Below are 19609 nucleotides of genomic sequence, written 5' to 3'. Positions count from 1 at the left end.
CAGAGGTTCGCAGAAGAACGACCTCCGCGAACCTCTGCTTTTTTCCTCCGCGCACCTCTGCGGGAACCGACTTCTAAACGGTCTGCTTCTGAAATTCGGTGATATGCTCGCTCAGGTCGTATACCGTGGCCGCCGGCAAGGCGGCCTGTACGATGCTGCTGCCGGCGGCCGAGCGGTAGCCACCCGCGCAGTGAATGAGGATGGGCTTATCAGTCGGGATTTCGTGGGCCCGTTCGCGCAGTTCGGGCAGCGGGATAACCAACGCATCCTCAAAAACGGGCTGCTGGGCCTCGGTACGGTTGCGGATATCCACGATGGTGAAGTCCCGGGGCTGTTGGCGTACGTGCTCCACCTCCACGTCGGGGGCGGTGGCGGGCAACTCACGGGGGGTAAGCAAAGCGCCTTTTATATTGCCTTCGTACCCGATTTTGGCCGCTTTACGAATCACGATATCGAGGGCAATCTGCGAATCGGCGACCAGGTAAAACGGCTCCTCCGGCCCGACGATGGAACCCAGCCAGGTTTCAAACTTGCCGCCATCCATCAGGTTGATAGCCCCGAGCAGGTGACCGTCCCGGAACTCAGCCGCCGGCCGCGTATCGATAACTACGATACCGGGCTCCAGTGGGGTACCCGGCTGCAGGCGCGGTACCGCCCGCACGCTGTCCTCGAAAGGCAACGCGCCCTGTTTGTTCAACACCACATCGTGCCCGAAATACTTGGGCATAAAGGGTTGGTCTTCCAGCAACACCCGGATAAATTCATCCTCCGACATGGGCTGGAGGGCATAGTTGGTTTTTACTTCTTTGCCAATGGTACTATCCAGGTCAGGGGAAGTGGTTTTGCCGCAGAGGGAGCCGGGGCCGTGGGCCGGATACACTTTGGTGGTAGCGGGCAGCGTCATCAGCTTCTGGCGGGTGCTCTGGTACAGCTGAGCGGCCAGGCTTTCCCGGCTGTGCCCACCCACCAGATCCGATTCGCGCAGGTCGGGGCGGCCTACGTCGCCCACAAACAGCGTGTCACCGGTGAATACGGCGCGCGTCTGGCCCAACTCATCCAGTAGCAGAACGCTGATGGAATCCGGTGAGTGGCCGGGCGTGTTGAGGGCGTGCAGCTCCACGGTACCAAGCACAATGCGTTGGTCGTCGTCGAAGGCCTGATGAGGGTAGCTGGCTTTCACCAGCTTGCTTACATAAATGACAGCACCGGTTTCCTGCGCAATTTCCAGGTGGCTGCTGACAAAATCGGCGTGCGGGTGGGTTTCAATAACGGCCACGATTTTAGCGTCGTGCTCGTCGGCGAAATCATAATACTGTTGCGGGTCGCGGGCCGGGTCGATGATGGCCACCTGCCGGCCGCTGCGGATGGCGTAGCTCGCGTGGGCCAGGCCTTTGTCGTAAAACTGCTGAATCTGTACCGAACCGGTACTACTGGGCAGAGGACTCATGGGGTGTTAGATGTGGTGGATGCCTTTCGGCCGGATCAGGCCAGAGCGCAAAGGCATATGGTCAAATATAGGCACCAAGGCCGCCTTATGTTACAAGTATACCGGATAAAGTAGTGCGAATGGCTGTTACTATGTTAATTACAAGTTGGTTGACGGATTGAAATGTGGCGTGTGCATTTGCGCAGTCAGCGCGGCATAAAGTTACGTGCGGCAGGCTTTTACTGCCGGGAAAAGACAACTGAAAAAGCCCCGGCCAGTGGTGGCCAGGGCTTTCCAGATTGCAGAAAGAAAAAGACTAGCTTTTGACCTTCAGCTTACTGCCACGCTTATTCTGGTGCTTATCCATCCGATTCTCGCGCAGTTGCGTGTATCGGGTGTATTGGTCGGCAGTCAGGACGTCCTTCAATTGCGCATCCGTCTTTTCCTGAGCCGATTTCAGCTCCTGACCCATGCCTTGGCGGGTGTCGGCGGTAGCATATTTGGTCCGGAGGTTTTGCATTTCCTGGGCCTGAGCCAAGGCAATGGCCCGCACTTTGGGCGTCTGCTCGGTCGAGAGGCTGAGCTGCTTGATAAGGCGCTGAGTCTGGAAATCGGCCCGTTGCTCGGGCGTCATGTTGGGGCGGTCTTGGGCAGTGCCGTCGGGGCGGGCCATAGGCGCGGCGGCAGTCTGGGCCGAAACGGAACCAGCCGCCAGCATAACGGCGGTCAAGAGGGCAAGCATCTTTTTCATGTGGCAGGAGTCTGTGTGACAGAATATGGTCGGTTAGAGGGCCGGAGGAAGGCCGGGTTTAATGCTTAGCCCCAAAAACCACCGGCTCACTTGCAGGCAGGCCCTTTCAATCAGTAGAAACGCCTATATTCGGGCCACGGAGCGGCTTGCAGGCTGCTTTTTTTGCCAAATTCACAATCCTCGTCTCACCTTTTTCTCTTTCCTCTCAATAACCTGTATGGCAAATATTTTCGCCAAAAAACCGCTGGCTCAGCTGCTGGGCGAGGCCAACTCCTCCGGGGAAGGCTCGCTGAAGCGCACGTTGGGTGCAGCCAACCTCGTGGCCCTGGGCGTCGGGGCTATCATCGGGGCCGGCCTGTTTGTGCGCACGGCTGCGGCCGCCGCGCAGGCCTCGGGCCCGGGTGTTACGCTGGCTTTCATCGTGGCCGCTATCGGCTGCGCGTTTGCCGGTTTGTGTTACGCCGAGTTTGCCGCCATGATTCCTATTGCCGGCTCGGCTTATACCTACGCCTACACCACCATGGGTGAATTTGTGGCCTGGACTATCGGCTGGGCCCTGATCATGGAGTACGCCCTGGGGGCCGCTACCGTGAGTATTGCCTGGAGTGAATACCTGAATAAGCTGCTGGAAGTCTTTGGGATGAGTATACCTTACGAATGGTGCCACTCACCCCTGGAAAGCGCCACCATCGACGGCGTAGTCCATTCCGGTTTCTTGAACCTGCCCGCCCTATTGGTTATCATTTTGCTGAGCCTGCTGCTCATCAAAGGCACCCAGGAGTCGGCTACCTTCAACTCCGTTATTGTGGTAGTGAAAGTGGCCATTGTGCTGATTTTCATTGCGGTGGGCTGGCAGTTCATTGAGCCGGCCAACCACACGCCCTACCTCATCCCCGAGGATGCGGTGGTAAAAGACTCGGCTGGTAAAATTCTGCGTACCTACGAGGGCTGGAACAAGCACGGTATGGGCGGTATTCTGGGCGGCGCGGCCATCGTGTTCTTCGCCTTTATCGGCTTTGATGCCGTGAGCACCGCCGCGCAGGAGGCCAAAAACCCCAAGCGCGATATGCCCATCGGTATTCTGGGCTCCCTGGCCGTTTGTACCGTACTGTACATCCTGTTCGGACACGTACTGACGGGGGTGGCTAACTGGAAGGATTTTGCTGACCCAGCCAAGGGTGGTGAGGCCTCGGTAGTGTATGCTATTGGCCTGATGAAAGGCTACGGCTGGCTGAGCACGGCCGTGACGGTAGCTATTCTGGCCGGTTTCTCCTCGGTAATTCTGGTGATGCTGATGGGCCAGAGCCGCGTGTTCTTCTCCATGGCCAAAGACGGGCTGATGCCCAAGGCTTTCTCCGAACTGCACCCTAAGTTCCGCACACCGTACAAATCGAACCTGGCTCTGCTGGTGTTCGTGGGCGCTTTTGCGGCTTTCGTGCCCGGTTCCCTGGCAGGCGACCTGACCTCTTTCGGCACCTTGCTGGCCTTCGTGCTGGTATCGGCCGGCGTTTGGATCATGCGTAAGTCGGACCCCGCGCAGCCCCGGCCGTTCCGGGCCCCGCTGTCGTCGCCTTCCCTTCCACTGGTGCCCATTCTGGGCATTGTGGTGTGCCTGGGCATGATTGCCGCCCTCGACTCATTCACCTTGGAGGTGGCCATGGTATGGATGCTGCTGGGTTTCGTGGTGTACTTCCTCTACGGTAAGCGCAACTCCAAGCTCCAGCAGGGCATTGTGGTGGTTCCCACCGAAATGGAGGAGCAGGCATTCATCGAGCCTGACCCCAAAAACATGTAATCAGCCTTAGCAGTCACAAAAAAGCCCCGCCGGAATAGCTCCGGCGGGGCTTTTTTGTGGGCAGTACGGTCGTATTCAGTCGGCCTTTACTTCGCTTTGCAGCTTGAGTACCCGGGCGCCGTCGGCCTGCACAATGAGGTAGGCCGGGTTATCGGGGGTGCCATGACGGGTAATTTCGGCGCCCTGTAACTGGCGCGTCACGCTCGTTTTGTGGGTTTCTTCAATTTTGCCGGTTGCCGTGCCCGTGCCGTATTTCCAGGTGACTTTGGTGCCTTTGCGCATGGTAAAACAAGTAAACGGGTGGGTAGAATACAGGCTTTACTGCTGGCCGAAGCGGGAAGTTGTGAGAAGCACAGAAACCTGATAGCTTACAGGCTGAACCATAGGTGCCGGCACTGCCGGCCGCTTCCCGCCGTGCCAATTCTTCGACTCCTGCTCCTGATGCTGTGCTGCGGAGTGGCGCTTACCGCCCGGGCCCTGCCGGCCGGTTCCCGCGCCGATAGTCTGCAACGGCTGCTCAGTGCCTCCCGTCCCGACACCAGCCGGGTGCAGCTGCTCATCCAGATGGCCTGGGAGCGGACGGATGACAGCCCGCTGGTGGGAGTGGAATATGGCCAGCGAGGGCTGCGACTGGCCCGGCGGCTGCAGTATCCGGTGGGGGAGTGCCAAGCGTTGCTGATGCTGGGCTGGGCCTTTATGCGCACCGGCAACTACGCCACCGCCATTCAGACGCAGGTACAGGCGCGGCGGCTGGCAGAACACATCGGCTACGCGGGCGGCATTATCCACGCCGATAATGCGCTGGGATACGCGCACCTGGAGCAGGGCAGTCAGCGGTTATCCCTGCGCTACTTTCGGCGGGCCATTGCGCTGGCGGAACAGCAGCACAACGTGGTATTGCTGACGCCAATCCTCGGCAACATCGGCCGGGCGCATCTGGAGCTGGGCCAGCCCGATTCGGCCTGGTACTTTACCTGGCGCGGATATCAGCTGGACCTGCAACAGCACGATATGCACAGTGAAATAGGGGATTTATCTATTCTCGGGGACATTGCCGCCCGCCGGCAGCAGCTCAATCAGGCGCGGTATTTTTATCAGCAGACGATTGCGCGGGCGGTGGGTATGCCGGTATCGTATGCCACCAGCCGGGCGTATCTGGGACTGGCCCGGCTGGCCCGGGCCCAGCAGCAGCCGGCCGCCGCGTTGCGATACGCGCAGCAGGCCTTGGCTACCGGGCAGGCTGGCAGCTACGCCAAAGGCGTTTTTGAAGCAAGCGACTATCTGGCCGACCTGTACGCAACGCAGGGCAACAGCACCGATGCCTACCGCTTTCTGCGCGCCGCCGCCGCTACCCGGGATAGTCTGTTCAGTCAGGCGCGCATGAGCCAGGTGCAGGCCCTGAGCTTCAGTGAGGAACTGCATCAACAGGAATTGGCAGAACAGGGCGAACGAACCATCGCGCAACGGCGGCAGAACATGCTACTGCTGGCACTGGCCGGGCTGATTGGTGTTGCTGGGTTTGGGTATTTGCTGATTAACCGCCGCCATCTGCGTCGGGAAGTGGAGTTTGCGCAGGAACGCCAGCGGCTGGAACGTCGCTACTCCGAAGATATTCTGGATGCTGAGCAGAAGGAGCGCCGCCGGGTGGGAGCCGACTTGCACGATAGTGTCGGACAGTTGCTGAGTGCCGCCAAAATGACCCTCTCGGCTCTGCAGCACCAGTTGCGACTCACGGAAATTGCGCACAGGGATTTGTTTGCGAATGCGCTGGAGATGCTGGATGAGGCCGTGCGGGAAGTGCGTAGTATTTCCCACAAACTGGTGCCTAATGCCCTCACGCGTCACGGGCTGGCAAAAGCCGTGGGCAGTCTGCTGGATCGGCTCACACTGGCCCCTCCCCACCTGCAGGCGCGGCTGGAAGTAACCGGCCTGGAAGAACAGCGGCTCGATTCAACGCTGGAAAATATTCTATTCCGGATAGTGCAAGAGTTGGTACACAACGTCACCAAACACGCGCAGGCTTCAGAAATAACCGTGCAGTTGCTGGCTACTATGCACCAGATCCGGATTGTAGTGGCCGATAACGGCCGGGGTTTTCAGCTGCAGACTATTCCGGCAGCGGCGGGTATTGGTCTGCGTAACGTGGAAAGCCGGGTGGCTTACCTGAACGGGCAAATGCAGATTACCTCCACCCCCGGCCAGGGTACCCGCGTTGTGCTGGATATCCCGTTACGGCCGGCCCCGATGCCACTGGCCGCAAGCGTCCGGGCGTAAATGGCCACTCTGCCTTAGGGCGGAAAGTGGCAGATTATTGGGTGGCCCATCCCGGCAGGGGCGCTGCCTATGCCGATTTATCTATATTTACTATCGAAGATAATTGTAGTATCTTCCGAATTACCTCGGCCTGAAAACCTGGCCTGAGGTGCCTGTTTCACTACTAATTGAGAACCATGTCTGAAGTGCTATCCAGTCAGGAAATCATTCCGTTGCTGCTGGTAGACGACCATCCGGTAATAGTGGAGGGGCTGAAAACCATGCTCCGGCCCGAAACGGATTTGCGCGTGGTAGCCCAGGCCTACAGCGGGGCCGACGCGTTGCGCTTACTACCGGAACATCCGGAAATCCGAGTAGCCGTCCTCGATCTGAACATGCCCGAAATGACGGGGGTTGAGCTGGCGCGTGCTATTCGCACCACTTGGCCCACCATTCGGGTTCTGATTCTGAGTATGTTCCATGATCATGCTACCGTGGCCGAAGTGCTGGAAGCCGGCGGCTCCGGTTACGTCCTGAAAACAGCCACCCGGGCGGAGTTAAGCGCCGCTATCCGCCAGGTAGCGGCCGGCCAGAACTACTTCAGCCAGGATGTAGCCGCCACACTGCTGCAGAATCTGCAGATTCCGAGTGCCTTGCAAGCCAAGCGTGCTGTTGAGCTGACCGGGCGGGAACAGGAAATTCTGCAGCTCATTGCCCGCGAATATTCCAACCAAGACATTGCGGATGCCTTGTTCATCAGTGAGCGAACCGTCGAGACGCACCGGCGCAATCTGTTTACAAAAACTAGCTCTAAATCGGTAGTGGGGCTGATTCAGTACGCTCTCCGTCATAAATTGATCCGCTGAAAAGCGGAGGCGACTTTGGCAATAACAAGTAGCCGGAAATAGTGCAGTATAATGCTGATATCAGATAATCAGAGTGTTGTGTAATTAAGTGGTTGGCTGGCCCACCGCAGAACAGTTAGGGTAAGGGCAGGAGAGAGAGAAATAGCAAAAGATGGGAGAAGAATACAAAAAGGCCCTTTTAGCCGGTAGGGGCCTATGCGTCTATGCCGCAGCGTTTAGCACTAAGCGCCTCCGTACTGGTACGGAGGTAAAAATAAGGGCTGCTACTGATTTACATTATAACAATAAAAAATATACCTTAGCATCGTTCAATCAAATGATAATATCTTTATATTAGATGCTGTCATCTGATTGCACCCTGCATCACCTCAACCTGTTGTTTTCCTCTTTTAACTCACCTGCGCCCGTGTCTAAACGTCTAACCCCTAACGAAAAAGAGACTATGCCTTCAAAAATTCTCTCCTTCATTTGCCACGTTCCCGGTATGGCCCCCGGTCTGTATCCATCGGTGCCCACTACTACCAGCACGCATCGGGTAGCTGAGCGCAAGGCGGAAGCTAAGAAAGACGCCGGTGGTCATTTCACGGCCATTTATGAAAATGACCGGTTTGTGCGCTTCAAGTACATCAACAATAACTAGGCTGGTTTCTGAATATTCCCTGGCGAATCGGTTGGCGGCCGGTAACGCGCGGGACGTATTCCGGCAGCTTGCGTACCAAAAGGCGTTGCGCTTTCGTTCGGGAAGCCAGCGCCTTTTGCGTGGCCGCCGGAGCCGGGCCCGGCAATTCGCCTAACTTGCGCCCCGGTCCATCCGTTTTGCGTGCATGATTGATTCGCTGGTTCGCGCTGTGGCGCCGCTCTTAGCTTTGGTAGTTTTCCTGACTCCGGTTGCCAGCCGGGCTCAAACAGCCTTCACCCCCGATGAAAACGCCTGGTATGGCGTAGTAGCCCGTAGCAGTGGCCGCTCCCTCGATGTTACTAACGCCTCCGCAGAGGCCGGTACGGCCACTGTGCAGTGGGAGTTCACGCATGCCAACAGCCAGCAGTGGCGCTTTGTACCCGCCGCCAAAGGCAGCGACTTTTACCGCATTGAGGCCCGCCACAGCGGCAAGTGCCTTACCCTGGAAAAGCCTGACGAAAATGCTCCGCTGGTACAGCGTCCCTGGACGGGCAGCTTCTACCAGCAGTGGAAGCTGGTGCCCTCGGGGCCGTTGGGCAGCTTCGTGCTGGTGAGCCGGGGCAACGATAAATGCGCCGCCTTGGCCGCCGCCGACAAATTCAACGGTACGCCCGTGGTGGGCCAGCGGGTGCAGAACCGCGCCACTCAGCAGTGGAAACTATTCAAGCTGCATCTCAACGTAGACCCCACTCAACCGGGTTTTGGCATGCCCGAGGCCCTGCTGAGCCTGAATACGCCTACCGGCAACGAGTTGCAGCCGGTACTAACCCCCGATGGCAACACGCTCTACTTCAGCCGGACGCGGTATAGTGGCAACAAGGAAGGCGTCACCGAATCGGGTGATATTTGGGTGAGCACTTCGGCCAACAACGGCCGCACCTGGAACCCCGCTACTCGCCTCGACGCTCTCAATACCACTCAGAATAATGGGGTAATGGCCGTTATCAACGAGGGACGCACGCTGCTGGTGCGCGGCGCGTATGAGCGGGACGGCTCTTTCCGGGATGAAGGAATAAGCAAAACGGACCGTGACGCGACGGGCAAAAATGTGAAGCCGCAGGCCGTGGAAATTGCCAATTACTACTCCGCCGGCCCGGCTACCTCGTTCTTTATGACGCCCGATGCGCAGATTCTGCTCATGAGCCTGGAGCGCGGCGACTCGCAGGGGGCCAACGACCTGTACGTCAGCCGGCCCACTTCCGATGGCCTCTGGACCGAGCCTTTCAACCTGGGAGCAGTAGTCAATTCGCCCGGCTTTGAGTTTGCCCCCTGGCTGGCTGCTGATGGTAAAACCTTATACTTCAGCTCGTATGGACATGCCGGCTACGGTAGCGCCGATATTTTTGTAACCACGCGGCTGGATGAAACCTGGACCCGCTGGACGGAACCCCGCAACCTGGGCGCCCCGCTCAATGGACCCGGCTTCGATGCCTACCTCAGCCTGACGGCCGATGGCAAACAGGCCTACTACGCCTCATCGCGCACGGCGAATGGCCCTGCTGACCTGTTCCGCACTGCTACCGGCGTGGTACCGGTGGCCGACACTACCGCACCGCCAGTTGAGCCCGCGCGGCCGGCCGTGGCTGCCCGCACGCTGCTGACCGGCCGCACGCTGGATGCCAAAACCCGACAGCCGCTGGCGACAGAAGTAAAGGTGGCCCGGCTGGATACCGATTTGGTATTCAATGCTACTGCCCGGACGGACGTTGCCGCTGGTAGCTTTCAGCTTACGTTACCGCCCGGCCGTTATAGGGTGCAGGCTACCCGCGTGGGGTTCCTCACCGCTACCGATACCATAACCATGACCGGCTCCCGCACGCTGGAGTTGGCCTTGGTTCCAGCGGCTGTAGGTTCGAGCCTGGAGTTGCCTACGCTCATCTTTGCGCAGGGCAAATACACGCTGCTTCCCGCTTCTTACACCGAGCTGAACCGTCTGGCTCGCACCCTGCAGGATAACCCCGCCGTGAACATCCGTCTGGAAGGCCACACCGACAACCAGGGGCGCGCCGACCTGAACGTGAAGCTGTCGGAAGAGCGGGTAGCCGAAGTGCGCCGTTACCTCGTGACGCGGGGCGTGGCTGAGAAGCGCATCAGCACCGTTGGCTACGGTGGCAGCAAGCCCCGGGCCTCCAACGACAAAGAGGAAACCCGCAAGCTGAACCGCCGCGTAGAATTCACTATTGTAAAATAGTGGCCGGCGGCGGTTGTGCTTTTCCCCACTCTTCATTTTTGCCCGGTATGCACGCTTTAATTCGCCGGGAAGTGGCGTTACCTGATCTGCCCTCAGCTTCCGGAGCGGAAATAGTGGGCGAAACTGCCTACATCATCGGCGACGACTCCCCCTTTCTGTACCAGCTCAATGCAGCAACGCTGGCCGCCGGGCAGCGCACCATTCTATTTGAAACGGCCCATTTCAGCAGTGGACGCATTCCGAAAGAGTTGAAGCTGGATCTGGAATGCCTCACGGCCCTTGCTACCCCTGCGGGCGAAAACGGCCTGCTGGTACTGGGCTCGGGCGCTACGGCCGCGCGGGAACAAGGCTATTGGGTGCCGCTGACCGGAGCGGGCGGTAGTCGGGTAGAAACCGTGTATCCGCTGAGTATGAGCGGCCTGTGCGCGGCTCTGCGGCTATTATTGCCAGCCGGTATCGTACTGAATCTGGAAGCTGCTGCTGCTACGCCCACGGAGCTTCTGCTGTTCCAGCGGACGGTGGGGGCTGCTAGCGGAAACCTGATATTTCGGCTACCGCTGGCGGATACACTGGCCTATCTGCAACACCGTGCTACTCAGGTGCCAGCCGTGCGGCGGCAGTTTTTTGAGTTGCCGGTTATTGATGGGAAGCCCGCTGGCTTTTCTGGCGCAACGTGGTTTGCCGGCCGGTTATTCGTGACAGCTTCAGTGGAAGATACCCAGGATGCCGTGCTGGATGGGGCCGTGCTGGGCTCATTTGTAGGGGTGCTGGAGCTGGAAGCCGCTGGGCAGCAAAAGGTATTGCCCATAACCTTAGCCCGGTTGGTCTGGGCTGATGGCCGCCCGTATCGGGGCAAGGTGGAAAGCGTGGCGGTGTTCCGGCAGCCTGCGGCCAGCCGCTACGAGCTGCTGCTGGTGACAGATGACGATGCTGGGGGCTCTACCGCCGTAACAGTGGAATTGACGCTGTGATATGCAGACAAGCGGCTGGCAGGAAATAGTTTGCGCGGCAGCTTTCAGGGGAATTAAACGGAAGAGGACACTGTTTTCTGGCATCGGCTTTTCGGAATGAAAAGCACTGTTTTACGCTGCCAGACTACTGTTTATGATTCTGTTTGCCACCCGCTTTTTGTACCCCGTCAGTGCCGTGAAGCTGCAGGAGCAGCAGGGCATTCTGCCCGCCGAGTTTCTGCAGACCATCCAGCAGATGCAACCCTTTCTGGAGAAGGAAAAAGCATACGGAGAGGTCTGTTTTACCACCGTCACCTCGCCCCGGGGCCGGCTGCTAACCGTTGCCTACCGCAAAACCTATTCGCCGGAGCAAGGGTTCGTGGTCGAAATCCTGGATGCGCAGGTAGTACGTCGGCTGGCGCGGGCGGCCTAAGCTGCTGACGGATGTATGCACATAGCACCCGGTAGATGACCTAAGGTCAGGCAAATACTGGGTGCCGTATGCGTTTGGTCAGCTGCCACGTCGCCAGATGAAACCATCCAGCACATAGTGCGTAGCCTGCGGAAGAGCCAGCAAAGGCACCAGCAGCGCAAGGGCCCAGGAATCGGATACGGCAGGTAGGTGCTGGAACCAGCCGAATACGGCAGCGTGCTCCCGCCACACCAGCCCGTCCCAGATGCCTTCTTCCAGTAGCGCCAGTGCAAACAATACCCCCAGGAATAACGCCACGCCGTACCGTCCCTGCCACCAGGCGCGCTGTGGGGCACTGGCGGTGGGCTGACTGCTAGTCCAGATGAGAGCCAGGTACGGAATGCCGTGGGCTACCACGTTGAGCAGCGTAAAGGCCAGGTCGCCGTTGAACAGTATGATGCCCACGTACCAGGAGGCTGCAGTGCCCAGCAACAACAGGTTACGCGGCCAGTGGAAATAGCCAGTATGGTGCCATACGCGGCCTTCTTTCACCAGATACAGTCCCAAAAGACCCGCATATAGTCCCGTAAGCACGGTTCGGCCGGCGGGCCAGTCGTGCTGAACAAAGTCGCCTGCCACAAACCAATTAAAGTTGCGGGGCGGTGAAAGGTGCCACCAGAGTAGCGGGTAGATGGTAGCCGCGTAAATCAGGAGAGTATCCAGCTGCCGACTGAAGTGCGAGGCTGTTTCGTGGCGACTATAAAGGCGCAGAAATCCGTATTGTTGGCGGATGAAGTGGAATACGGCCGCGTAAGCCAGTACCCGCCAGAACCACAGGCTGCCGCCCAGCCCATGCAGAGCTACCCCGGCCGCGTAGCAACCCAACGGTACCGCCCACAATACTGTGCGAAACTGCCGGCGGCGGCGGGCATCGAAATAGGTGCGAAATAAGGTGCTGTATACGTGCGCTACGTCAATGAGCACTACCAGTGCCACCCAGGCCCATACCGGCATCCGGGTTGAGGTGCGAAAAGCCGGGGGCAGGGTCGCTACCACCAGCAGGGCCAGAAACGGGGGAGCCAAAATCCAGAGTCCATCGAATCCTGCCGACCGGATCCAGGGCTGACGGGAGTTGACGAGCGGCAGATCAGCAGAGGTGGACATACGGTGAGAGGCAAGCAGCTTGACTACGCCCGAAAGTAGCAGTTTCGGGCGGGCTAACGCGTACGTGAGGGCTGAGCAGGCGGTAGGTAATCAACCGGCAGAAACTCGCCCATTTTCTCAAAGCCCCAGTAGCCTTCCGTATACAAAGCCAGCGGGTTGGCGGGCTGGCCATTGGCTTGCAGCGGCACCTGCGGCTGTTGTAGATGTAACACCGATACCTGTTTATCAAGGCCCGCCGGCAGCGTTTGATCGGGAGTGGCGTTACGGGCCGTGAAGGCTACGTATGCCGGGTCGGCGAGTTCCTGGTCGTAATATACCAGCAGTAAATCGGGGAATTGCAGTAGAACCTCCGGTGCGACGGGCGGGCGGTTGCTGAAATCGGTAGTGGCTAACGGAGCGGAGAACAGGTACTCCAGCTGGCGCGGCACACGGATCAGGTGGGCCAATGAATCGTCGAAACGGGCCGGATCGAGTGCCCGGATGGAGAAAGCCTGGGCCCGCATAAGCGCCAGCAGACTATCGGCGCGGGCACGGGCGGGGTTTGGCACGCGCCGCAGCCGCTGCACCCGGAAGCCGGCTTCGGCTACTCCGTTATCATACACGCTGCGCAAAAAGTGCGGTAATGAGCCTTTGTACGCCCGACTGCGGTTGGCTGCCCAGCGTTGCTGTTGCCGGCCGGAGCGGGCTTTCAGCGGCTCAAAAACCGGCGAGCCGTAGAACGACATCCAGCCCTCGGCGAAATTCAGCCGAAAATCAAGACCGTAATAGCGGATGCGGTAGCCCAGGGCCTGGTTTTCCACAGTCAGGAAATCGGCACACGTAGCCGTCAGCTCGTTCTTTTCCGCGTCGTATTCCACGCGTACAGCCTCGGGGTTGCGGATGCGACATTGCTGGGAAAAGGTAGTGCTCCCCAGAAATGTGCTGGCAAATTTCTGGTAATCTTCGGGCTTATTGGGGTGGGGGCGTACCACCACTTCGCCCAGCGTATTGGCACTCGGTGGCAGCCGGAACGTGAGTTGCTGCGGCTCATTGGTCAGGGTGATAACCTGCCGCCGCAATGCATAGCCCAGGTAGGAAGCCACTACTTCATAAGTGCCAGCCGGTACCCGCGCAAAGGCAAACCGTCCGGCATCGTCGGTAGTAACTCCCAGAGTAGTATTAGCCAGGAACACGGTGCCGAAGGGCAGGGGCTGCCGCGTCACGGAGTCGAGAACAACGCCGCTGAGGGTGCTTTGCGCTTGTGCCTGCGGAAAGGCCAGCAACAATAACATTCCCGCAAATATCCAGCAGCCAGCCCTCTGCGCCAAGGCAAGGCTATTTCCGAATATGTTTTTAGAGGAAATTACGAACATTTCGTAATGATACGAAATGTTCGTAATTGGGCAAGATAGTCTGCCATTTAGTCTGGTTCGGCCGCCAACAACTGCTGGGCAGCGCGTAAGCCTTGGTAGAATCCTTCCTCAAATATAGAAATGCCGCTTAGATCAGTATGGGCGAAAAATAGTTTGTTTTGCCAGGGGCGGGCAGCTGCGGCGCGGGCTGGGCCCCACACAAAGCCGGGTACAGGGGCCACCATACCGTGGCCCCACACCCATACATCGGCACGTTGCACCAGAGGCGTAAGCCCGGGGTGAGCAGTTTCCAGTTCGGCCAATGTGCGCCGGACCCACTCATCGTAGCTGGTTTGGTAAGCTTGGCGGCGGGCGGCGGGGGCGGCGGCGGGTAGGGGCAGATAATAGGTAATCACCTGCGGCCCGGCGGCTGACTGGCTCAGGCTTTGATGCCGTGCACTTACATAGCCTACTGATTCTGTCCCGTACAGCACATTGTCCCAGCTGAGCGGTTGACCGGGACCTTGTGGTAAGCCGGCTACCGTGAGATTCACTACGGCCCATGGGGCGCGGTGACACGGTAGCAGCCGTTGGGCGGCCGGGGGCAAACCGGCTACCAGTCGCTCAGTAATGAACAAAGGCGTGGCCATGATAACGCGGCGGGCTGCTACGCGTGTTGTCTGGCGGGTTATCACGTCGAAGCAATCCACTGCCAAACCAGTGGGCGTGTCGTGCAGGGCGTAGGCTACGGTGTTGGGGCGAATGGGAGCAGAAGCCTGCCGCCGCAGCTGTTCCACCAGAAAACCGTTGCCTTCGGGCCAGGTCAATACGTCGGAGGCCGTGGCGTTATGAGCTTGGCCCTTGCGTGATGCAAAGTAGTGCAGGCCCGCCCACGCCGATATCTGAGCAGTCGGGGCTCCGTAATCGTCACGGCAGCTGTAGTCCAAGTACCAACGGAGATGAGGACTGGTAAAGCTATGGGCATCGAGCCAGGCGGCAAACGTCTGCACGTCCAGATTCCGAAACTGCTCATCTCGGGATGACTCCTGTACCGGAATCCGGAAGGCGTCGCGGCCGTCTTGGCCCCGGGCTTGACGCAGGTCTTCAATTAGTTGAAAAAACCGGGCAATCTGCTCCTTCTCCTCCTTTGGCACCCCCAGATCCGGTACTAGCCCGCTTTGCCAGTGCCCGTGCAGAAACAGTCGCTCTTCGGGGTCGTGGCAGAGGTGGTAGTCGTTGTAAATGGGCAGGCCGGAAGTGGCATCGAAACCGGTAATTACGCCTGCTTCCTGCAGGAACCGGAGCAGCGCGTGGTTGCGCACATCGGGGACGGGCAGGTAGTGAGCCCCCCAGGGGTAGGCTGATACTTCGTTACGACCGGCGCGGGAGTTGCCGCCGGGCTGTTCGTCCAGCTCCACCAGCAGCACCTGCTCCGGCTTCAGGCCCTGGCGCTCCAGTTCGCGCCGGGCCGTGAGGCCGGCCACGCCGCCGCCTATAATCAATACCTCTACTATTTCGGTGCGGGTGGGAGCGGGCAGCCGGGCCGGGTCGCGCAGCAGATGGCCGGTGGCGTGGTTGGCCCCGTGCATACTCCCTCTGATGTGGCTGCGCCCGGTGCCCGGCGCGCACGACTGTAGCCCTGCCAGCGGCGCCAGCAACAGCCCCGCACTGCCCAGGGCGGTTTTCTGCAGGAAATGGCGGCGGCTGAACATTGCGTTAGTGGGCTGTGGTTTTTCGTTTGTGTTGATAAGAAGTCTTCTGGTTTTGTCTAGAGGCTGCAGCAGGTTGCGGAGCCCGATAAACTATCGACTACCTACAAAAACGAACAGCCGAAAACGGGGAAATCAGTGTACGTACGGGCCCCAGTCGTCTTCGAAGTAGCGGACCAGGGCCTGGTTGTTGAGCTGATTGATGTCGGTGGGGACTTCGCTCATGTCGGGCGGGAAGAAGCGCATGTCGCGGATGGTGGCGGGCGTCACGTAGCGCAGGCCGGCGGGCAGGGGGCCGGCATCGGGGCGCCAGTGGGCGTTGCGGCCGGCCAGTACAAAGCCCCACTCCCCGAACGAGGGCACGTAGCAGTGGTAGGGCAGAGTGGTGAACCCGGCGGCCTGCAGGGTGTGAGCCACGCACCAGAACGAGCGGCGCGCCACGTAGGGCGAAGTGCTCTGCACCACCACCCAGCCGCCGGGAGCCAGCCGCTGCTCCAAAGCCCGGTAAAATGCCGCCGAGTACAGCTTGCCGATGGAGTAGTTGCCGGGGTCGGGAAAATCCACCACGATACAGTCGTAGCGGCTGGTATCCTGACGAATCCACTGATAAGCGTCGCCGTTGATAACCTGGACTTTGGGGTGGAGTAAAGCGCGGTGGTTGAGAACCAGCAGCATCTCGTTGCGCTGAAACAGCTGGGTCATGCCCGCATCAAGGTCCACCAGCCGGATGCGTTGCAGCTGCGGGTACTTCAGCAGCTCGCGCACCGCTAGGCCGTCGCCGCCGCCCAGCACCAGCACCTGCCGGGCCCGGGGCAGGGCCTGCATGGCCGGGTGCACCAGGGCCTCGTGGTAGCGGTACTCATCGAGGGAGCTGAACTGCAGGTTGCCGTTGAGAAACAGCCGCAGCTCCCGCTGATTTTTGGTGAGCACCAGCCGCTGGTAGGTGGTGCTTTTGGAGTAAATCACCTGGTCCTGGAAAGCCATGCCCTCGGTGTAGGTCTGGATGCGCTCGGCGTAGCCGAAGCCCACGCCCAGGGCCAGCAAAGACGCCACCAGCGCCCCGGTAAGGCTGCGCCGGAAAGGCCGGGTTTCGGGGAAGCGGTACAACGCCACGCCGGCTACCACCACGTTCAGCGCCCCGCACAGCAGCGACGTCCGGATGAGGCCCAGCTGTGGCACCAGCACCAGCGGGAACACCAAGGAGGCCAGCAGCGCCCCGATGTAGTCGAAAGTGAACACGCGGGAAACCAGGTCCTTGAACTCGAAGCGGTTTTCCAGAATCCGCATCAGCAGCGGAATTTCCAGCCCCACCAGTACGCCCGTAAGGCCCACCAGCGCGTACAGAATCATCCGGAATGACACCACGTACTCGAACAGCACGAACAGCAGCGGGGCCGAGAAGCCGCCCACCAGCCCCACCAGAATTTCGAGCCGGATAAACCACCGTAGCAGCGAGCCGCCCAGGTAGCGTGACAGCCAGGAACCGATGCCCATTGAGAACAGGTAGGCCCCAATGATGGTGGAAAACTGCATCACCGAGTCGCCGAGCAGGTATGAGGCCAAGGTGCCCGCAATCAGCTCGTAGATCAGGCCGCAGGTGGCAATAACAAACACGGAGCCCAGCAGCAGCGCCGAGCGGTAATCCGTCGGGGCGGTGGCCGGCCCGGGGGCCAACTGCCGCTTCCGGCGTACGGGTACTCTATCCATGAATGGCGGAGCTGATAATCAGGGCCACGGCAATCATAAAGGCCGCCGCCATAATGGCCAACGCCGTGTTATGCTCCTCAATAATTTCCTTCCAGAGCATACGGGGCGTGAGCTTCTCAATCACCACGAAGCTGATTACCAGAATGGTAATGCCTAGCACCGAGTAGATGATGGAAGAGGCAATTAGCTTAAAGTTGAGGTATTCCATATGGGAAGAAGCTAGGAGTTGTTGGTTTTTGGTTGCTGGCTTTTGGTGGTCAGTTAAACGTCATTCAGAGCGGAGCGAGGAATCTCGCGTGCTGACGTTGCAGCACCATGCAAACATCAGCACGCGAGATGCTTCGGCACCGCCTCTGCATGACGTTCAACTGGCAACGCACAACCAACAACTCACTTGTGAAAATATGTGGCGCGGCCGCTAGGGCCGTGGGAGCCGCCGGTGCCGTTGAGGTTGGGTTCCTGTTCGTTGTCGTCGCCGAGCAGGCGCAGACCCGAGAGGCCTGCCCACACGAAGCCGCCATAAGTGAGGACGGCAAACAGGGCGTAAAAGCGGATTTTCCAGAGGGAACGAAGCCAGTCCATAGCAGTCAAAGGAAATCAGGAGTCGGAGGAAGCGTAGGGGCTGAAGTCACTGTTTTCCCAGCGGCTGCTTTCGTGGAAGGCCCGGCGGGCGTACAGGATGCCGGGGTAGAGCAGCACCACCACCAGGGCCAGGGCGGCGTTGGAGCCGGCCGTAGCGCGGGCTTCCACCGTGGCCCGAAACTGAATGGGCGCGGGGCTGGTGGGCTCGGTGATGGGGTAGAAGTTGAGGTGATACTGGCCGGCCGGCACGCTGCTCAGCAGCTTTTCGGTGTCGCGGGTGCCTTCGCTCCAACTCTCGCCCTGCTCCACGCCGGCGTAGTATTCCATGCTGCCAGTGGCGGCAAACTGCTGGCCGGTCTGCTCGTTTACCAGCGAAAAAGGCAGTTCCACCCAATTGTTATTCACATCGGCCCACAGCTTCACGGTGAGAGCCCCGGTACCGGGCACCGTGAACGAAGGCGACACCAGCACAGTGCGCTCAGCCGGCGTGGCCAGCAGCGGGTTGCCCAGCGAATCGGTGACGGGCTGCACGGCCGTAGGCTCGCTCACAAACTCGCGGTTAAACACCGGCTCATTGCCCCACAGCATTAGGTACAGATGCGTGACTACCACCAGCAGGGCCATCAGCAGCGCAAAAGTGCTGAGCTGGGGCCAGTAGCTTTGGCCCGGGGCAGGCTGGGCGGCCCCCACGCCGGTGCGGTATGGCAGCTGCTCCAGGGGCAGCCCGAAGGCCGCGGCCACTTCCTGCGCCTCCAAGTGGCGGGCCTTGAACCAGTGGTTATGCTTCTTGTTCTGTCGCTCCCGCACCAGCATCAGGGGCGGACTGATATACTCGGAAATCGTCAGGCTTTCGTCGGCCAGCACGTTCCAGTCGAACTCCCCAGTGGCATATAGAATATGGGGCGAGTAGCGGTTATAGAGGCGAAAATCGGTTTCCGGTACTTCCACCACGCCGCCCAGGCTCACGCGGTACTGCTCCTCGGTGGGCGTAATCAGCAGCCAATGGCCCTGAAACACGGCCAACTGCCGGTAAGCGCCGGTAGCTTCCTCGCGTAGCTGAAACTCTTCCCAGCGGTAGGAGGCATTTTTGACCTCGCAGCGCCACATGTAGCCCGTTACGCGGTAGGTATTGCCCTCCAGCTGGCCGGTGCTGCCCAACGCCAGCGTGGGTTTCTGGCGCGGTACATCTTTAAACTTGCGCAGCTTCTTGGGCGCGCCGGTTTCGGGGTACTCAAAAAACGTGTTGCACTTGCGGCACCCGAAAAAGGCGCTGTGTACGGCATCGTAGTACGGCACCTCATGGCCGCAGTCGGGACATTTCACGGCCGCCGGGGCCACGCTTGGGGGCACATTCATCGGCGGACTTCGGTTTTGCTTTGCTCAGTGGCCTCGAAGAAAGCCAGGGTAGCCGCATACAGCTCCCGGGCGCGGTCGGCGTTGTCGCGGCGGAAGTTGCTCAGGAACACGTCGAAGGTGGCCAGGCCGTGTTCGGGCCAGGTGTGAATGCTCAGGTGCGACTCGGTGAGGGCTACCACGGCCGTGAAGCCGCCGGCCGGGAAGGCGTGGTAGGCCGCGCCCACCGCCGTGAGGCCCCGGGCCGCTACCTGGGCTTCAAAAAAGGCCCGGCAGGCCGGCATATCCAGCAACAAAGGTGCCGGGGCAGTAAACGTGGCCAGAATATGCAGGCCCGGAGCATACGTTGTCATCGGCAGCAATACCATAATGCCCCCAATACCAGGCGGCCTCACTGGCAATACTACGCAGGCCCGGGCCGGTATCAAAACGCGCGCCCC

General features: G+C 59.7%; 18 protein-coding genes. 7 read left to right on the top strand and 11 right to left on the bottom strand.

All coding sequences use genetic code 11. The annotated features are described in order from the left end of the window. Nucleotides 1-73: 73 nt before the first annotated feature. Complete coding sequence (locus tag EI293_RS15225; RefSeq protein ID WP_125439325.1) at nt 74-1447, bottom strand: MBL fold metallo-hydrolase; 1374 nt, start codon at nt 1445-1447, stop codon at nt 74-76. 295 nt (nt 1448-1742) lie between these two features. Next, nucleotides 1743-2168 (bottom strand): hypothetical protein, encoded by a 426-nt coding sequence (locus EI293_RS15220; protein ID WP_125439323.1) that lies wholly within the window; start codon nt 2166-2168, stop codon nt 1743-1745. Between the two features lie 226 nt (nt 2169-2394). Here EI293_RS15220 and EI293_RS15215 point away from each other — a divergent pair, with 226 nt between their 5' ends. Beyond that, nucleotides 2395-3972, top strand: coding sequence for an amino acid permease (locus tag EI293_RS15215; protein WP_125439321.1), 1578 nt, complete (start codon nt 2395-2397; stop codon nt 3970-3972). 75 nt (nt 3973-4047) lie between these two features. Here EI293_RS15215 and EI293_RS15210 read toward each other — a convergent pair whose 3' ends face one another. Beyond that, complete coding sequence (locus EI293_RS15210) at nt 4048-4254, bottom strand: hypervirulence associated TUDOR domain-containing protein (protein ID WP_125439319.1); 207 nt, start codon at nt 4252-4254, stop codon at nt 4048-4050. 132 nt (nt 4255-4386) lie between these two features. Here EI293_RS15210 and EI293_RS15205 point away from each other — a divergent pair, with 132 nt between their 5' ends. The 6 genes from EI293_RS15205 (at nt 4387) to EI293_RS15180 (ending at nt 11344) form a co-directional block, all read left to right on the top strand. Then, a complete protein-coding gene (locus EI293_RS15205; RefSeq protein WP_125439317.1) occupies nt 4387-6246 on the top strand; it encodes a sensor histidine kinase in 1860 nt (619 codons plus the stop codon). 176 nt (nt 6247-6422) lie between these two features. Continuing rightward, complete coding sequence (locus EI293_RS15200) at nt 6423-7091, top strand: response regulator (RefSeq protein WP_125439315.1); 669 nt, start codon at nt 6423-6425, stop codon at nt 7089-7091. Nucleotides 7092-7533: 442 nt separating this feature from the next. After that, nucleotides 7534-7731, top strand: coding sequence for a hypothetical protein (locus EI293_RS15195; protein ID WP_125439313.1), 198 nt, complete (start codon nt 7534-7536; stop codon nt 7729-7731). A 184-nt stretch (nt 7732-7915) separates the two neighbouring features. Further along, nucleotides 7916-9961: an RICIN domain-containing protein gene (locus tag EI293_RS15190; protein WP_125439311.1), complete on the top strand. Its 2046-nt coding sequence runs from the start codon at nt 7916-7918 to the stop codon at nt 9959-9961. Between the two features lie 47 nt (nt 9962-10008). Further along, nucleotides 10009-10932, top strand: a complete 924-nt coding sequence (locus tag EI293_RS15185; RefSeq protein ID WP_125439309.1) for a DUF6929 family protein — start codon at nt 10009-10011, stop codon at nt 10930-10932. Between the two features lie 133 nt (nt 10933-11065). Further along, nucleotides 11066-11344 carry a hypothetical protein gene (locus EI293_RS15180; protein WP_125439308.1) on the top strand — a complete coding sequence of 93 codons (279 nt, stop codon included), beginning with the start codon at nt 11066-11068 and terminating at the stop codon, nt 11342-11344. A 78-nt stretch (nt 11345-11422) separates the two neighbouring features. On the opposite strand, the gene EI293_RS15175 is transcribed toward EI293_RS15180, so the two are convergent. The 8 genes from EI293_RS15175 to EI293_RS15140 form a co-directional block, all read right to left on the bottom strand. Next, nucleotides 11423-12487 (bottom strand): hypothetical protein, encoded by a 1065-nt coding sequence (locus EI293_RS15175; protein ID WP_125439306.1) that lies wholly within the window; start codon nt 12485-12487, stop codon nt 11423-11425. Between the two features lie 53 nt (nt 12488-12540). After that, the gene (locus EI293_RS15170; protein ID WP_170170393.1) at nt 12541-13758 is read right to left on the bottom strand and encodes a carboxypeptidase-like regulatory domain-containing protein; all 1218 of its coding nucleotides are present in this window, start codon (nt 13756-13758) and stop codon (nt 12541-12543) included. 128 nt (nt 13759-13886) lie between these two features. After that, nucleotides 13887-15530, bottom strand: coding sequence for an NAD(P)-binding protein (locus EI293_RS15165; RefSeq protein ID WP_125439302.1), 1644 nt, complete (start codon nt 15528-15530; stop codon nt 13887-13889). 132 nt (nt 15531-15662) lie between these two features. Next, complete coding sequence (locus tag EI293_RS15160) at nt 15663-17234, bottom strand: polyamine aminopropyltransferase (protein WP_125439300.1); 1572 nt, start codon at nt 17232-17234, stop codon at nt 15663-15665. Further along, complete coding sequence (locus EI293_RS15155; protein ID WP_125439298.1) at nt 17227-17442, bottom strand: DUF350 domain-containing protein; 216 nt, start codon at nt 17440-17442, stop codon at nt 17227-17229. The genes EI293_RS15160 and EI293_RS15155 overlap by 8 nt, the downstream gene beginning before the upstream one ends. A 182-nt stretch (nt 17443-17624) precedes the next feature. Next, nucleotides 17625-17816 carry a hypothetical protein gene (locus tag EI293_RS15150; RefSeq protein ID WP_125439296.1) on the bottom strand — a complete coding sequence of 64 codons (192 nt, stop codon included), beginning with the start codon at nt 17814-17816 and terminating at the stop codon, nt 17625-17627. Nucleotides 17817-17831: 15 nt separating this feature from the next. Continuing rightward, nucleotides 17832-19172, bottom strand: coding sequence for a DUF4178 domain-containing protein (locus EI293_RS15145; RefSeq protein WP_125439294.1), 1341 nt, complete (start codon nt 19170-19172; stop codon nt 17832-17834). Further along, on the bottom strand, nt 19169-19522 hold the full coding sequence (locus EI293_RS15140) for an S-adenosylmethionine decarboxylase family protein (RefSeq protein ID WP_125439292.1): 354 nt from the start codon (nt 19520-19522) through the stop codon (nt 19169-19171). The genes EI293_RS15145 and EI293_RS15140 overlap by 4 nt, the downstream gene beginning before the upstream one ends. Nucleotides 19523-19609: the final 87 nt, after the last annotated feature.

Origin of the sequence: Hymenobacter perfusus, from assembly GCF_003944765.1 — a bacterium.
GTDB lineage: Bacteria > Bacteroidota > Bacteroidia > Cytophagales > Hymenobacteraceae > Hymenobacter > Hymenobacter perfusus.
The sequence above is the reverse complement of the archived record's forward strand: the minus strand, read 5'-3'. Positions and strand labels throughout refer to the sequence as shown.

What these genes read in the sequence shown, in the direction of transcription:
- EI293_RS15155 (WP_125439298.1), bottom strand. Translation starts at nt 17,442, where the DNA reads ATGGAATACCTCAACTTTAAGCTAATTGCCTCTTCCATCATCTACTCG.
- EI293_RS15145 (WP_125439294.1), bottom strand. Translation starts at nt 19,172, where the DNA reads ATGAATGTGCCCCCAAGCGTGGCCCCGGCGGCCGTGAAATGTCCCGAC.
- EI293_RS15190 (WP_125439311.1), top strand. Translation starts at nt 7,916, where the DNA reads ATGATTGATTCGCTGGTTCGCGCTGTGGCGCCGCTCTTAGCTTTGGTA.
- EI293_RS15215 (WP_125439321.1), top strand. Translation starts at nt 2,395, where the DNA reads ATGGCAAATATTTTCGCCAAAAAACCGCTGGCTCAGCTGCTGGGCGAG.
- EI293_RS15210 (WP_125439319.1), bottom strand. Translation starts at nt 4,254, where the DNA reads ATGCGCAAAGGCACCAAAGTCACCTGGAAATACGGCACGGGCACGGCA.
- EI293_RS15165 (WP_125439302.1), bottom strand. Translation starts at nt 15,530, where the DNA reads ATGTTCAGCCGCCGCCATTTCCTGCAGAAAACCGCCCTGGGCAGTGCG.
- EI293_RS15150 (WP_125439296.1), bottom strand. Translation starts at nt 17,816, where the DNA reads ATGGACTGGCTTCGTTCCCTCTGGAAAATCCGCTTTTACGCCCTGTTT.
- EI293_RS15200 (WP_125439315.1), top strand. Translation starts at nt 6,423, where the DNA reads ATGTCTGAAGTGCTATCCAGTCAGGAAATCATTCCGTTGCTGCTGGTA.
- EI293_RS15140 (WP_125439292.1), bottom strand. Translation starts at nt 19,522, where the DNA reads ATGACAACGTATGCTCCGGGCCTGCATATTCTGGCCACGTTTACTGCC.
- EI293_RS15180 (WP_125439308.1), top strand. Translation starts at nt 11,066, where the DNA reads ATGATTCTGTTTGCCACCCGCTTTTTGTACCCCGTCAGTGCCGTGAAG.
- EI293_RS15170 (WP_170170393.1), bottom strand. Translation starts at nt 13,758, where the DNA reads ATGTTATTGTTGCTGGCCTTTCCGCAGGCACAAGCGCAAAGCACCCTC.
- EI293_RS15175 (WP_125439306.1), bottom strand. Translation starts at nt 12,487, where the DNA reads ATGTCCACCTCTGCTGATCTGCCGCTCGTCAACTCCCGTCAGCCCTGG.
- EI293_RS15160 (WP_125439300.1), bottom strand. Translation starts at nt 17,234, where the DNA reads ATGGATAGAGTACCCGTACGCCGGAAGCGGCAGTTGGCCCCCGGGCCG.
- EI293_RS15195 (WP_125439313.1), top strand. Translation starts at nt 7,534, where the DNA reads ATGCCTTCAAAAATTCTCTCCTTCATTTGCCACGTTCCCGGTATGGCC.
- EI293_RS15220 (WP_125439323.1), bottom strand. Translation starts at nt 2,168, where the DNA reads ATGCTTGCCCTCTTGACCGCCGTTATGCTGGCGGCTGGTTCCGTTTCG.
- EI293_RS15185 (WP_125439309.1), top strand. Translation starts at nt 10,009, where the DNA reads ATGCACGCTTTAATTCGCCGGGAAGTGGCGTTACCTGATCTGCCCTCA.
- EI293_RS15225 (WP_125439325.1), bottom strand. Translation starts at nt 1,447, where the DNA reads ATGAGTCCTCTGCCCAGTAGTACCGGTTCGGTACAGATTCAGCAGTTT.